This window comes from Ruegeria sp. HKCCD7303 (assembly GCF_013111185.1).
Classification (GTDB): domain Bacteria; phylum Pseudomonadota; class Alphaproteobacteria; order Rhodobacterales; family Rhodobacteraceae; genus Ruegeria.
Map to the genome: position 1 here is coordinate 256,102 of NZ_WVRE01000002.1, position 14,015 is coordinate 270,116.

Genomic DNA, 14,015 nt, shown 5'->3' on the forward strand with positions numbered 1-14,015 from the left:
GCTTTAGGGGCATCTGTCATTCAATCCTTTCAGGCAGAAGGGCCAGAAACATGAAGGTCATCATTTGCGGTGCGGGTCAGGTTGGCTGGCAGATTGCGCGGCACCTTTCGGGCGAGCTGAATGACGTAACGGTCGTGGACAACAATCCCGACCTCGTGCGCCGGGCGACGGAAACGCTGGATGTACAGGGCATTGCAGGGTTTGCAAGCTACCCTGACGTGCTGGAGCGGGCAGGGGCCCGTGACGCCGACATGATTATCGCCGCGACCCATTCTGACGAAGTGAACATGGTCACCTGTCAGATGGCGCATTCGGTGTTCTCGATCCAGCGCAAGATCGCGCGCCTTCGGTCGAAATCTTATCTGGAAGCCATTCATTCGGATCTTTATCGCCGCGATCACCTGCCCATCGATGTGGTGATCAGCCCGGAACGCGAAGTGGCCGCCGCGGCCATGCGCCGCCTGTCTGCCCCGTCGGCCTTTGACACCGAGATTTTCATGGACGGCAAGGCGCAGCTACTGGGCATCAGGGTGGAAGAGGATTGCCCGATTGTGAATACGCCGCTCCGGCAACTGACTGATCTGTTTTCCACGCTCAGTTCGATTGTGGTTGGTGTTCGGCGCGAGGGTACGCTATTCGCGCCTGAATCCGAGGATCAGCTGTTCGTCGGTGATGAATGCTACGTCTTTACCAATGTAAACGACGTGAACCGCACCATGGAAGTGTTCGGAAAAGCCCAAAAGCGACAGGATCGGGTTGTGATCGTTGGCGGTGGCAATGTCGGTTTGGAGGTGGCCAGAACGCTGGAGGAGCGCGAAAGCCGCGTGCGCGCAAAGGTCATCGAACGCGACCGCCAATGCGCCGAGATCGCCGCCGAAGCGCTGGAGCGGACGATTGTTTTGCATGGGGACGGTTTGGATTCCGGCTTGCTGAGCGAGGCCGGGATCGACCGGGCCGATGCGATGCTGGCCGTCACGGATGACGACCGCACGAACATGCTGGCTGCCGTGCGTGCCAAGGCCGAAGGCTGTGCGCTTGCGATTGCGCTGATCAACGATCCCAGCATGGTTGCCCTTATGGGACCGTTGGGCATTGATGCTTATATTAACCCGCGCGCTACCACCGTCAGCTCGATCCTGCGCCATATCCGGCACGGGCGTGTTAGACAGGTCTATTCCATCGGTGACGCCGAGGCCGAGGTGATCGAGGCCGAGGTTCTGTCGACCTCTCCGATGGCGGGGCAGAAACTGCGCGATATCGATTTCCCCGAGGGTGTGCTGGTTGGTGCCGTGCGCAAAGGAGACGAGGTTCTGCGTCCGACGGGCAGTCTGCGGATTGATGAAAAGGACGTGGTCGCAATCTTTGCCATGGCCAAGGACGTGCCCGAGGTCGAACGTCTGATGCAGGTCTCAATCGATTTCTTCTGATGGCGCGCGCAGGGACACAACAGGTTGGGATTCTGCGGCGTTTACCGTTGTTCTTGCTGATCTGGGCTATCGTGTCGCTGGCCATGTGGATTCCGGCAGTCTATGCTCTGGTGCTGGATGATCACGATACATCGCGGTCCTTTCTTTACTCGGGCCTTCTGGGCCTGTTTCTGGTCGCAATAATTGCAATGGCCTCGTCCAATCGCATTCCACGGCGGGGGACTTTGGGGCAGTTAGCGGTGATGCTAGCCTGTTTCACCATCCTGCCGATCTTTCTGGCGATACCGCTCCATGATGCGCTTGGCACGACCACATTTCTGAACGCCTATTTCGATATGGTCAGCGCGCTTACAACGACCGGGGCTGATCTGTTTCCTGACTACAACCGGCTAAGCGCGCCGCTGCACCTTTGGCGTGCGCTGGTCGGTTGGATGGGTGGCTTGCTGATGTGGATTGCGGCCGCTGCGATTCTGGCGCCGCTGTCCCTTGGCGGGTTCGAGGTAACAGCCAAGGGGCAGCCCGGTCGGCCGGTGTCAGGTGTTGCGCAAAGCGAACGCGTGGACCCGCGCGGCCGTTTGCTGCGTGTAGCGCGGACGCTGACACCGGTATACGCCGGGCTGACTGTAGCGATCTGGGTTCTTCTGATGATCGCGGGTGAGGCCGGTTTGACCGCCGTTTGCCACGCAATGTCGGTGATGGCCACGTCCGGTATCTCTCCGGTTGGTGGTATGGAGGGGGCGCAGGCCGGGTTTACCGGTGAAGCGATCCTGTTTCTGTTCCTGTTCTTTGCCCTTTCGCGCCTGACCTTCTCGACCGATACTGCCGCCACAGGGTTTTCTCGTTTGGACAGAGACCCCGAGTTTCGTATCGGCCTGATGACCGTTCTGGCAGTTGCACTTTTATTGTTTTTCCGGGTGGTGGCCGGCGTCACCGAGATCGGTGGGCAAATCGCTCCACTTCAGGCGTTGCAGGTGATTTGGGGTATGCTGTTCACCGTGTTGGCCTTCCTGACCACTGCCGGGTTCGAAAGTGCGAACTGGAACGATGCGCAACAATTGTCGGGTCTTGGCACGCCGGGGTTGTTGCTGATGGGACTTGCGCTGATTGGCGGTGGGGTCGCCACCACGGCTGGAGGCGTCAAGCTGTTGCGGGTTTTTGCGTTGTACCTGAACGGTGCGCGCGAGATCGACCGATTGATCTATCCCTCATCCGTAAGCGGTGTCGGGGGCGGCAACCGGCGTATTCAGAGCGACGGAGCCTTTATCGCCTGGATCTTTTTGATGCTTTTCGCTCTGACGCTGGCGGTGTTCAATCTTTTGCTGGCGGCGATGGGGGCCGGATTTGAACAGGCAATGGTGCTGAGCGTTGCCACCCTGACGACGACAGGCCCATTGATCGAGCTGGCGACGGATGTCCCGATCCGGCTGATTGATTTGTCCGCAGGGGCAAAACTTACGCTCTGTGCAGCGATGGTGATTGGTCGTCTGGAAACGCTTGCAATTATTGCATTGATAACACCGTCGCTGTGGCGGGATTGAACCACAACGCTCGGCCAACGTTACCACCTTATTTTTCATCTGGAATATCTCTGCGCGGCACTCCATACTCGCCCGGAGGGAGCGCGTTGGTCCGCAGCGCGTAGCAAGAACAATGGCGAGATTATAAAAATATGGCTTCGGACAGACAGAATCTTCAGGATGCCTTCCTGAACAATGTACGGAAAGCTAAGGTTCCGGTAACGATCTTCCTGATCAATGGCGTGAAACTGCAAGGTGTGATCACCTGGTTCGACAATTTCTGCGTATTGTTGCGCCGCGACGGACAGTCGCAGTTGGTCTATAAACACGCGATTTCGACCATCATGCCATCACAACCGATCAATCTGTATGAGGGCGAAGACGCCTCTTGATGGAACATGACCGGAGGCGCACCCGAGCCTGGGTGCTGCATCCCGAAATCAAATCAGATGAACAGCGCCGTGTTCCCGAACCAGCGCTGGCTGAGGCGGTTGCACTGGCCGCTGCGCTACCCGATCTGGATGTGATTGGGTCCGAGATTGTGCGCCTGCAACGTGCCCAACCGGGGCTTTTGTTCGGCAGTGGCAAGATCGAGGAACTGGCCGAACGGCTGCATGACAGTGAAATCGAGTTGGTTTTGATCGACGGGCCGGTCACGCCCGTGCAGCAACGCAATCTGGAAAAGGCGTGGAAGGTCAAGATACTCGACCGAACCGGGCTGATCCTTGAAATTTTCAGCGATCGCGCCCGCACCCGTGAAGGGGTGCTGCAGGTCGAGATGGCGGCTCTCAGCTATCAACGCACGCGATTGGTCCGGGCCTGGACCCACCTTGAACGGCAACGGGGTGGGCTGGGATTCGTTGGCGGACCCGGTGAAACCCAGATCGAAGCCGACCGCCGCGCCATTGACGAACAATTAGTCAGACTACGGCGTCAGCTGCAGAAAGTGGTCAAGACCCGTACCCTGCACAGGGCTGCGCGCGCCAAGGTGCCGTATCCAATCGTTGCCCTTGTGGGGTATACAAACGCGGGCAAGTCGACCCTGTTCAACCGCTTGACCGGTGCCGAAGTGATGGCCAAGGACATGCTGTTTGCCACGCTGGACCCAACCATGCGTCGCGTCCAGCTTCCTGATGGCCCTGAGGTGATCCTGTCGGACACGGTGGGCTTTATCTCGAATTTGCCGACCGAGCTTGTGGCGGCCTTCCGCGCAACCCTCGAGGAAGTGCTGGGCGCGGACCTGATCGTTCATGTGCGTGACATCAGCCACGAAGAAACGGATGCGCAGGCCCAGGATGTTGAGACTATCCTGACCTCATTGGGTGTCGATGAAGAACGTCCACGGCTTGAAGTTTGGAACAAGATCGACCTGCTCAACCCCGAGGACAAAGACGCCGCTTTGGCGCGGGCTGAACGGGACCCGGCGATATTCTCAATCTCGGCAGTAACGGGCGAAGGCGTTAACCCGCTGTTGGCCGAGATCGCCACACTGCTTCAGGGTGCACGGCACGAGGTTGTCTTGGACCTGTCTTATGCCGAGGGGGACAAGCGGGCGTGGCTGTTCCGTCAGGACGTTGTCCAGGGTGAGGATCAAACCGAAGAAGGGTTCCGCCTGACCGTTTTGTGGACAGACAAGCAAGCCGCGCAGTTTGCGTCGCTTTGAACAAGGTGGAAAGGTCAGCTATGACGGAAAATTCAGATCAAAGAGTGTTCTTGAACGGCCTTATCGATGTACCGCAGGACCGGCTTGAAGACGTGCGGGCAGCTTTGCCGCTCCATATTGCTCTTACACGCGCGGAAGAGGGCTGTATGTCTTTCGAAGTTGTGGAAGATCAGACAACGCCCGGGCGGTTCATGGTGTCGGAAGTGTTTGCAACGCAAGCGGCCTTTGACGCCCATCAGGTGCGAACCAAGGCGTCAGACTGGTTTCAGGTCACGCAGGGAATACCCAGGAACTACACGATAGAAACGGCTGCGGATCGGACACGTTAAGCTATTTGCCGTCAATCTGCCGTTGATAGTCATCTGCGTCGAACCAGCCCAGCGAAGACTTTACAAGATAGTCTGACGTCAATTCCCACTCTTCCCAACCGCGCGCCACAACGTGATTGCCGGTTTCGGCGTGGTTCCCCTCTAGAGTCCAAACAAAAATAGCGTGAGATCCGGCCCATCGCATCATATCGCAGCGGACCTCTAGATCAGGAAAGTCGGCGTAAAAGCCACGAGCCATATCGGCAATCGCTGCGCGCCCTTCTATGGGGTCGCCCCGATTGATCGTGATTTGCCCATCAGGTGCAAAGAAACCGGCAACTGCATCGGGGTCACCGGAACTCCAGGCAATTGCGTAATCCCGCGCGAGATTGTTCAATGTATCCCGAATACTGGCCATATTCGCCCCCCTTTGGTCCCACATAATCGGTGGAATGATCATAGGCGAAAAAGGTTCAAGGTGCTACGACGCCCCGGAAACCGGGGCGAGGAGTTGCCGATTAGGCGGATTATCGCGGGATCAGATTGGTCACGCCAACCGCTGCAGCGCGGGCCAGATCAAGGTCCAATGACATCGGGATATATTCGCCACGCCGCCATAGCTGCGCCTGATCGTCGTAGTAGCGCGACAGGAAGTGCCCCGATTGACCGGTCGCAGTGATAAAGACCGAGCTGTTGGGATCAGCAAAATCGTACACCCCGCGATACCCCGCACCGTGTACGTTCTGGAACGGATCCGGGCCTTCGCCTGACGTGCGCCCGCGCAGCAGCGTATTGTCGCCACCGCTGGTCGATTGGCGGATGTTCACGAAATAGCGCAGGACAGGCACGTCGCCCAGGACCGGGTGATCATGCGTGGCTTGATGCGCATCGCCCCAGCGCAGGGATTCCAACGCGCTGCCATAGCGCTCAGAAATCCAGATCAGGGCGTCGTCCAGCGCCAGTCGGGCCATTTCGGTACACGTCTCAACCGGGGCGCTTTGTCGTACATCGCACCAGACGCTTGCTCCGTCGATGTCGCGATAAACGCGTTCGATGAACAGCGGCTCGACGTGTTTGTATTCGCTGGCCAGTGGCCCAAGCTCATCCGCGATCAGGCGGATCTGAAGAGCGCGCAACCATGCCGCATAGATCAACGGCTCGGGCAGGTGTTCATTCATCTCACCATTCCAGTCTGCCAGCAGTGACAAGGCGATCTGGCGCTGACGTTCCGGTGTGCCCTCGGGGGCCGAGGCACCGGTGAACCACAGGTCTGCGCCGATGAGCGGTAGCAGGGACCGCGCCGTGAAGCTGACGGTATCAAGTTGCGCTTCGATAAAGCTGTCGCGCGTATGCACCTCACGCGATTGCATCAGGCGATCCCAACGGTGCACGCGCTGTGTGTCGCCCCATTCGTAAGAGACATGGTTGGGAAAAGGACGGTCGATAATCTTGTTGTTCGTATTGCCCAAAATGCCACCGACCGGTGCGACAAATTCCGGATTGTCCGCATAGGGCAGGCGGCCCTGCCAGCGGTTTGCCTCGATCCAGCCGGGCGTTGGGATGCGCCCGCGGCTTTGGTTTTGCAGATCCCGGCTGGGCATGGCACCGATCAACTTCATCCCAATTGTAGTCCGGTCGACCAGAGACAGGTTCTGGGATGGGGCGATGAACTGCTCGCCCGCTTGTATGGCCTGACGCACGTTGTCCGCATTCATGAGCGCCATAGAAGCGGTCATCGAAGTGTCGCGCGGGCTGAGCGCCGTCCAGGACAGAGACGCCACATGGCCGGGCGGAGTGATGGTCTCCAGCTTGTAATCCGTGCCGGGCAGCACCGGGCCGTTATCTGTCCAGCGCAGCGTTAGTGTGACTGGCGCCTCGTCTTTGATGGCGATGATCGATGGGCGGGTCAGAAATTCTTTGTAGCCATCGGGGGTCAGGTATTCCTCTGGGTTGTCCGGGTTCAGTTGTTCTATGTGCAGGTCCTGATCATCCAGATATGACGAGGTCAGCCCCCATCCCAACCGGTCACTGCGTCCGGTCATAATGGCAGGAACACCGGGTATAGAGGCTCCGATCACACCACCTTTTTCAAGATCAAGATGGGCTAGATACCACACACCGGGGGCTGTGAAACCCAGATGCGGGTCGTTTGCCAGCAAAGTGCCTCCACTTGCCGACCGCGATGGGGCGGCGGTCCAAGCATTGGACGCTCCGGCCAAGCCGCGTTTGGGAAGCGGTGAGAGAGGTGTTTCGGGTATTTCAGTACCGGCGGCGTAGCGCGGCAGATTGGGAAACAGGGACGCATATTCCGGAAGGGCCGCGATGCCAGGACCGGGGACGTCAGGCAGGATGTCGGCCAGACGCTCGGGGTTGTTCAATATCAAAGAGGTGCGGGCGCGCAGAACCTCATCACTCAGGTGGCCTGAAAGTTGCAAAGCCATCAGCTTGATGACCGCAATGCTGTCGCCCGGTTGCCAGGGCGAGACGGGGGCGTTGAACAGGAACATTTCCGGCGCACCGCGACCCAAAGCCTCCTCATTGATTTCGGTAAGCCTTGCATTGACCCCGGCGGCATAAGCCCGCAAGGCGGCTTTGGTATAGTCATCCTGCATCTCGACCGAGCGATGGGCGAGGCCATAGAGATCCAGTCGCCGCAGCAACTTGTCGATGCGCAGCGTGCGTGTCCCGAAGACTTCGGACAAACGGCCTTGCGCAGTCCTGCGCATCACAGTCATTTGCCACAGCCGGTCTTGTGCGTGGGCATATCCCAGTCCAAAGAACACATCCGGATCGGTTTGGCCCAGAATATGCGGCACGTTGGCGGTGTCGCGAACGATCTCGACAGGGGCGGTAAGACCATCAACTTCAAGGGTCTGGTCGTAATCCGGCAGGGACTGGCTTGCCAGGAAATAGACAAGGCCTATCGCGGCGAGGATCAGAATAATCAGACCCGACGCGATGCGCACCAGCCAGCGGAAAACAAGACCCATTACTGCCCCATATTATCTTTTGGAATAAGGTTGCGCAGAGATTAGAGGATGGTCGGTCTGACCGAAAGAGGAACGCGGCAAGAACCTGCTTGGAAACGCTTTTAAATAATTGCCCCGCCGCAGTGTTGTGCTGCGACGGGTGCCATGTGCGGGGGAAGTGGTAATTTTGGTTATGGAATAATGCGCGTGTATTTCGTGCCTTCGATGGTCGCGCCGAATTTCAGACCGGCCTGACCAAAGACCGCCGCCAGCACTGGCGTACGCAGTGTAGTTGTGTCCGTGGACAAAGAATTCCCAGTTGAGTCAACCACATAGCCAATATCGGCGCCGGCTGTCCATCCGCTGGAACGGCGGAAATCGTTCAGCGCATCTTCGGTCATAAAGAACAGGACATGCGCATATTGCTGCGCACCAAATTGCAGGCCGGCGGTTCCGGAGATTGCGGAATAGTAATCGACCGTCGCCCCGTTGATGCGCAGCGCGCCTTGCCCGTAGGCACCGCCAAAAATGATCAACCCGGCGTCAGTTATCAGGGGCATGACCAACATACCGTTGGCTTTGTTCGCAATCTCAACCGTGTTGGGATATTTCGCGTACATCTCGGTAAGCGTGGCGTCCACGCGGGCGTCGATTGTTGCCGCGTTCGAATTGCCGACGCCGTTGCCGCAGGCAGCCGTCAGGGTCAGACCTGCCATGCCAAAGGCAAAGCCGCGACGGCTCAGTCGGGGGGAAGGGGAACTGCTCATGGTTTTTATATCTCTGTAACTGTGCCTGATGTTGTCGGGTGAACCCGATCTTGTGGGCAAGGATACGCCGATTGGCCCCATGTGTCACGGGAAAGCTGCTCGCCAACGCCAGTTCGTCGGCGAAAAATTGCGAGTCCTTGGGGTTTTAGCCCTGAAGGATGCGCGCAACCTGCGGCGAGAAATAGGTCAGAATTCCATCGCATCCGGCCCGCTTGAAGGCCAGCAAGCTTTCCAGCATCACCTTCTCTCCATCAATCCAGCCATTCTGCGCGGCCGCCTGAATCATCGCGTATTCACCGGATACCTGGTAAGCATATGTCGGCGCGCCGAAGCCGTCTTTCACACGGCGGCAGATGTCCAGATAAGGCATGCCGGGCTTGATCATCACCATGTCCGCGCCCTCAGACAGGTCACGCTCGATCAAACGTAGAGCCTCGTCCGAATTGGCCGGGTCCATCTGATAGGTCTTCTTGTCACCCGTCAGTGCGCCCGAGGCCCCAACGGCATCTCGGAAAGGCCCGTAAAAGGCACTGGCGTATTTTGCTGCATAGCTAAGGATCATTACGTTGTGATGGCCTGCACCTTCCAGCGCGCGGCGCATTTCTCCGATCCGACCGTCCATCATGTCTGATGGGCCGATGATGTCAGCACCGGCTTCGGCCTGAGCGAGAGTCATTTTGACCAATGCCTCTACGGTCTGATCGTTGACAATCTCACCGTCGACAACGTACCCGTCATGGCCATTGATGTTGTAGGGGTCCAGCGCAACATCGGTCATCACGGCGATGTCGGGGGCAGCCGCTTTGATTGCGCGGATGGCGCGATTGGACAGGTTGTCCGGGTTCCAGGCTTCGGCACAGTCTTCAGTCTTCAGTGCGGAATCTGTGTAGGGAAAGACGCAAATCGCAGGTATCCCAAGCGCTTGGGCTTCGACCGCAGCCTTGGCAATCAAGTCAACCGACCGGCGCACCACACCCGGCATCGAGGGCACCGGTTCTTCAATTCCGTCGCCATCGCGCACAAAGACCGGCCAGATCAGGTCATCCGTGGTCAGCGTGTTCTCTCGCACCAGCCCGCGAATTGCCTCAGACTGACGCGCCCGCCGAAAGCGGGTCATAGGGTAGGGGGCAATAGTCGGTTTCATGGCGCGTTCTCCTTGAACATTCGTGCATTGGGTGGCATGAATTCACAAAGGTCTCAAGGGTATCAATGGACGCGCCACCGCGATGAACCCCCCTGAGTGGTTTGAATAAAGGGTTGGGTTTGGACTGGTACTCTTCGATCTTTGAACTCATTGACATGCGCAGCTTTTCGAATCTGTGGTATTGGATTGTGCTGGCGGTATTTTGGTCATCCGCCAGTCATTGGGTGATGGGCATTCCGTATGATTTGGTTGTTCGTGCGCGTCGGATTGGCGGGCAGGTTGAAATCGACCTTCTGGACATTGTGCGCATTCACACGAACCGGATTTTGCTGATCGTAGATATGTCGGGTGCCATCCTCCTGGCGCTTGCGTGCTTTATGCTCACGGGTTTGGCAATGCTGGGTTTCTACTATGACGTAGAGTTTGCACAGGCGGTGTTTTTGTTGGCGTTTCCAATGACTTTGGTGTTGCTGGTGAACATATCGCAAGCAAGACGTCTGCGCCGGCAGGAACTGACGCTGGAAACTGTTTCCAAGACCATTTCACGCTGCAGGCTGTACACGCAGATCATCGGCATGATCTCGATACTGGTCACTTCTTTCTGGGGCATGTATCAGAACATCTCGATTGGCGTTCTTGGGTAGAAAAATCTGAAAGGCGAGGCGATGAAGGCTCCGAACCACGTGACAGTTGGCGGTGCCCCCGAAGGGTTTGACGCGCAGCTCGTGCTGAACGAAATCGCCCGCAGCAACGGACCGGTGGCCCATGTCGCACGAGATGACAAACGGATGGAGGCGATGCGCGCCGCGCTGGCCTTCTTTGCCCCCGACATTCCGGTTTTTGTGTTTCCCGGCTGGGATTGTCTTCCTTACGACCGTGTGTCGCCGAACGCGGATATTTCAGCGGCACGAGTGGCCACTTTGGCGGCACTGGTCCATCAGATGCCGCAGAAATTCGTACTGCTGACCACGCTGAATGCCGCGACCCAGCGCGTACCCGCGCGCGAGGTGCTGCGCGAGGCGGCGTTTACCGCGCGTGTTGATCAGCGCATCGACGAGACCGCGCTCAGGAATTTTCTGGTGCGTATGGGATTCACCCAAAGCCCAACAGTGATGGAGCCCGGCGACTATGCCATTCGCGGCGGCATCATCGACATCTTCCCCCCGGGCGAATCCGGTCCTGTCCGTCTGGATCTTTTCGGAGACGTTCTGGACGGTGCGCGTCGCTTTGATCCGGTGTCTCAGCGCACCACTGAAAAGCTGGATGTAGTGGAACTTGCGCCTGTATCCGAGGTCATTTTGGACGAGGCCGCTATCACCCGGTTCCGTCAGAATTATCGCATCGAATTTGGCGCGGCAGGTACAGATGATCCGCTTTACGAAGCGGTCAGTGCCGGTCGCAAACATCAGGGCATCGAGCATTGGCTGCCGTTTTTTCACGACAAGCTTGAGACGCTGTTTAACTATCTGCCGAACGCCACAATCACCTTGGATGATCAGGTCACACCAGCGCGTCTGGCGCGGTGGGATACGATTGCCGATCAATACGAAACCCGGCGTCTGGCGCTGGAAAACCGGTCCCGCATGGACACGGTTTATAAACCGACGCCTCCGGGGCTGCTGTACCTTGACGATGCCGCGTGGGAGGCCGCAGTTGCAGATCGCAGGGTGATGCAGTTCAGTCCTTTGCCGCAGGCATCTGGGCCCGGTGTCATTGACGCAGGCGGGCGAATTGGGCGCAACTTTGCCCCGGAACGTCAGCAGGAGAACATCAGCCTGTTTGGCGCTTTGGCCAGCCATATCACAGCCAAGCTCGACAAAGGCCCTGTGTTGATCGCCTCTTATTCAGAAGGTGCGCGCGAACGTCTGACCGGTTTGATCGAAGATGAAGGTCTGGCCGAGGCCATCCCGGTGACGAACGGCACCCGCATCGGTAAACGCGGTTTGCATCTTGCTGTTTGGGCACTGGAGCACGGGTTTGAAACCCCTGGCCTGACAGTCATCGCCGAACAGGACGTATTGGGTGACCGCCTGATCCGCCAGCCCAAGAAGCGGCGCAAGGCCGAGAACTTCCTGACCGAGACCCAATCTCTTAGCCCCGGTGATCTGGTGGTGCATGTGGACCACGGGATCGGTCGCTATATGGGGATGGAGGTCGTTACAGCCGCAGGCGCCGCGCACGAATGCCTGCTGCTGGAATACGCCGAGCAAGCCAAGCTGTACCTGCCGGTCGAAAACATCGAACTTCTGTCGAAATACGGCCATGACGAAGGTTTGCTGGACCGTCTTGGTGGTGGCGCTTGGCAGGCCAAGAAGGCCAAGCTGAAAGAACGCATTCGCGAGATGGCGGACAAACTGATCCGCATCGCCGCTGAACGTGCCCTGCGCAAGGCTCCGGTGATGGACCCGCCGCCGCACGCGTGGGAGGAGTTCAGCGCACGCTTCCCGTATCAGGAGACCGATGACCAGCTGCGGGCCATTTCGGATGTGATGGAAGACATGCATTCTGGTGCCCCAATGGATCGCCTGATCTGTGGCGACGTGGGCTTTGGCAAAACCGAGGTCGCCATGCGGGCCGCCTTTGTGGCGGCCATGTCCGGCGTACAGGTGGCCGTCGTGGCACCAACAACCCTGTTAGCCCGCCAACACGCGGCCAGTTTCAAGGAACGGTTCCGCGGTTTTCCGCTGGAAGTGCGGCAGCTGTCGCGGTTTGTGTCCGCGAAAGAAGCTCAGCAAACCCGTGATGGGCTGGCACGCGGAACGGTGGATATTGTGATCGGCACCCATGCTCTGCTGGCCAAGACCATTCGGTTTAACAATCTGGGCTTGCTGATCATCGATGAGGAACAGCATTTCGGCGTAGGTCACAAAGAACGTCTGAAGCAACTGCGCAGCGACATTCACGTGCTGACCTTAACCGCGACTCCGATACCTCGGACGCTGCAATTATCGCTGACCGGCGTGCGCGATCTGTCGATCATCGGAACGCCTCCCATCGACCGCTTAGCCATCCGAACATATGTCAGCGAGTTCGATGCCGTCACGATCCGAGAGGCGCTGTTGCGTGAACACTATCGCGGCGGTCAGAGTTTCTATGTGGTACCCCGTATTTCGGACCTGCCGGAGATTGAAGAGTTCCTGAAGGACCAACTGCCCGAACTGACTTATGTGGTGGCGCATGGTCAGATGGCAGCGGGTGAACTCGACGACCGAATGAATGCGTTTTACGACGGCAAATATGACGTGCTGCTGGCCACGACCATTGTCGAAAGCGGGCTCGATATTCCGACCGCAAACACAATGGTTGTTCACCGCGCGGATATGTTCGGTCTTGCGCAACTCTATCAGATACGGGGGCGGGTAGGGCGGTCGAAGACTCGTGCCTATGCTTACCTGACTACCAAGCCGCGTCAGAAGCTGACCGCCACGGCTGAAAAACGCCTGCGCGTTTTGGGCTCGTTGGATACGCTGGGGGCGGGGTTCACACTAGCGTCGCAAGACCTGGACATTCGCGGAGCAGGTAACCTTCTGGGTGAGGAACAGTCCGGCCAGATGCGCGACGTGGGGTACGAGCTCTACCAATCCATGCTGGAAGAGGCGATTGCCAAGATCAAGGCAGGTGAGATGGAGGGGCTGTCGGATGCCGACGATCAATGGGCCCCGCAGATCAATTTGGGCGTGCCGGTTCTGATCCCGGAGGATTACGTGCCCGATCTGGATGTGCGCTTGGGCTTGTATCGCCGCCTGTCCTCGCTTTCGACCAAGGTGGAGCTAGAAGGGTTCGCCGCCGAACTGATCGACCGGTTCGGAAAACTGCCAAAAGAGGTCAACACTCTGATGCTGGTCGTTCGCATCAAGGCGATGTGCAAGCGCGCCGGGATTGCCAAGCTGGATGGCGGCCCAAAGGGCGCAACCATTCAGTTTCACAACGACAAGTTTGCTTCGCCTCAGGGGCTGGTCGAATTCATCCAGAATCAGCGTGGTATGGCCAAGGTCAAGGACAACAAGATCGTTGTGCGGCGCGATTGGAAGAAAGACAGTGACAAGATCAAAGGTGCCTTTGCGATCGCCCGCGACCTTGCTGAAAAAGTGGTCGCGCAAAAGAAAAAGGCCAAAGCCGGTTGAGATGTGGGCAGGGGGCGCTGCCCCCGCTGCGCGTTCCGCGCATCTCCCCCGAGGTATTTGCGGCCAGATGAAGAGACGGATCCCCGCTTCATCTGG

General features: G+C 58.2%; 11 protein-coding genes. 7 read left to right on the forward strand and 4 right to left on the reverse strand.

The genetic code is table 11. The features are described from left to right. Window positions 1–50: 50 nt before the first annotated feature. The 5 genes from trkA to GS630_RS05915 all read left to right on the forward strand — a co-directional run bounded on the left by trkA (window position 51) and on the right by GS630_RS05915 (window position 4,936). Complete coding sequence (gene trkA / locus GS630_RS05895) at window positions 51–1,427, forward strand: Trk system potassium transporter TrkA (protein ID WP_171179974.1); 1,377 nt, start codon at window positions 51–53, stop codon at window positions 1,425–1,427. Then, complete coding sequence (locus GS630_RS05900; protein ID WP_171618881.1) at window positions 1,427–2,965, forward strand: TrkH family potassium uptake protein; 1,539 nt, start codon at window positions 1,427–1,429, stop codon at window positions 2,963–2,965. The genes trkA and GS630_RS05900 overlap by 1 nt, the downstream gene beginning before the upstream one ends. A gap of 131 nt (window positions 2,966–3,096) precedes the next feature. Continuing rightward, window positions 3,097–3,336 (forward strand): RNA chaperone Hfq, encoded by a 240-nt coding sequence (gene hfq / locus GS630_RS05905; protein ID WP_005982826.1) that lies wholly within the window; start codon window positions 3,097–3,099, stop codon window positions 3,334–3,336. Continuing rightward, a complete protein-coding gene (hflX, locus tag GS630_RS05910; RefSeq protein ID WP_171618883.1) occupies window positions 3,336–4,607 on the forward strand; it encodes a GTPase HflX in 1,272 nt (423 codons plus the stop codon). Before hfq ends, hflX begins: the two co-directional genes overlap by 1 nt. 20 nt (window positions 4,608–4,627) lie before the next feature. After that, entirely contained in the window at window positions 4,628–4,936 is a 309-nt protein-coding gene (locus GS630_RS05915) for a putative quinol monooxygenase (RefSeq protein WP_171237681.1), read from the forward strand. Between the two features lies 1 nt (window position 4,937). Here the strand turns inward: GS630_RS05915 and GS630_RS05920 are convergent, their stop codons facing one another. From GS630_RS05920 to hemB, 4 genes are all read right to left on the reverse strand, one after another. Beyond that, entirely contained in the window at window positions 4,938–5,333 is a 396-nt protein-coding gene (locus tag GS630_RS05920; protein ID WP_171234378.1) for a nuclear transport factor 2 family protein, read from the reverse strand. Between the two features lie 109 nt (window positions 5,334–5,442). Beyond that, window positions 5,443–7,905, reverse strand: coding sequence for a penicillin acylase family protein (locus GS630_RS05925; protein ID WP_171618885.1), 2,463 nt, complete (start codon window positions 7,903–7,905; stop codon window positions 5,443–5,445). A gap of 170 nt (window positions 7,906–8,075) precedes the next feature. Then, window positions 8,076–8,651 (reverse strand): YSC84-related protein, encoded by a 576-nt coding sequence (locus GS630_RS05930; RefSeq protein ID WP_171234376.1) that lies wholly within the window; start codon window positions 8,649–8,651, stop codon window positions 8,076–8,078. Window positions 8,652–8,796: 145 nt separating this feature from the next. Further along, the gene (gene hemB / locus GS630_RS05935) at window positions 8,797–9,795 is read right to left on the reverse strand and encodes a porphobilinogen synthase (protein ID WP_171618887.1); all 999 of its coding nucleotides are present in this window, start codon (window positions 9,793–9,795) and stop codon (window positions 8,797–8,799) included. A gap of 119 nt (window positions 9,796–9,914) precedes the next feature. Here hemB and GS630_RS05940 point away from each other — a divergent pair, with 119 nt between their 5' ends. Beyond that, entirely contained in the window at window positions 9,915–10,439 is a 525-nt protein-coding gene (locus GS630_RS05940) for a component of SufBCD complex (protein ID WP_171179990.1), read from the forward strand. Between the two features lie 21 nt (window positions 10,440–10,460). Further along, window positions 10,461–13,919 (forward strand): transcription-repair coupling factor, encoded by a 3,459-nt coding sequence (gene mfd / locus GS630_RS05945; protein WP_171179992.1) that lies wholly within the window; start codon window positions 10,461–10,463, stop codon window positions 13,917–13,919. Window positions 13,920–14,015: the final 96 nt, after the last annotated feature.

Bases quoted from the DNA above. Each gene is read 5' to 3' on its own strand.
- trkA (WP_171179974.1), top strand. From the start codon at position 51: ATGAAGGTCATCATTTGCGGTGCGGGTCAGGTTGGCTGGCAGATTGCG.
- GS630_RS05900 (WP_171618881.1), top strand. From the start codon at position 1,427: ATGGCGCGCGCAGGGACACAACAGGTTGGGATTCTGCGGCGTTTACCG.
- hfq (WP_005982826.1), top strand. From the start codon at position 3,097: ATGGCTTCGGACAGACAGAATCTTCAGGATGCCTTCCTGAACAATGTA.
- hflX (WP_171618883.1), top strand. From the start codon at position 3,336: ATGGAACATGACCGGAGGCGCACCCGAGCCTGGGTGCTGCATCCCGAA.
- GS630_RS05915 (WP_171237681.1), top strand. From the start codon at position 4,628: ATGACGGAAAATTCAGATCAAAGAGTGTTCTTGAACGGCCTTATCGAT.
- GS630_RS05920 (WP_171234378.1), bottom strand. From the start codon at position 5,333: ATGGCCAGTATTCGGGATACATTGAACAATCTCGCGCGGGATTACGCA.
- GS630_RS05925 (WP_171618885.1), bottom strand. From the start codon at position 7,905: ATGGGTCTTGTTTTCCGCTGGCTGGTGCGCATCGCGTCGGGTCTGATT.
- GS630_RS05930 (WP_171234376.1), bottom strand. From the start codon at position 8,651: ATGAGCAGTTCCCCTTCCCCCCGACTGAGCCGTCGCGGCTTTGCCTTT.
- hemB (WP_171618887.1), bottom strand. From the start codon at position 9,795: ATGAAACCGACTATTGCCCCCTACCCTATGACCCGCTTTCGGCGGGCG.
- mfd (WP_171179992.1), top strand. From the start codon at position 10,461: ATGAAGGCTCCGAACCACGTGACAGTTGGCGGTGCCCCCGAAGGGTTT.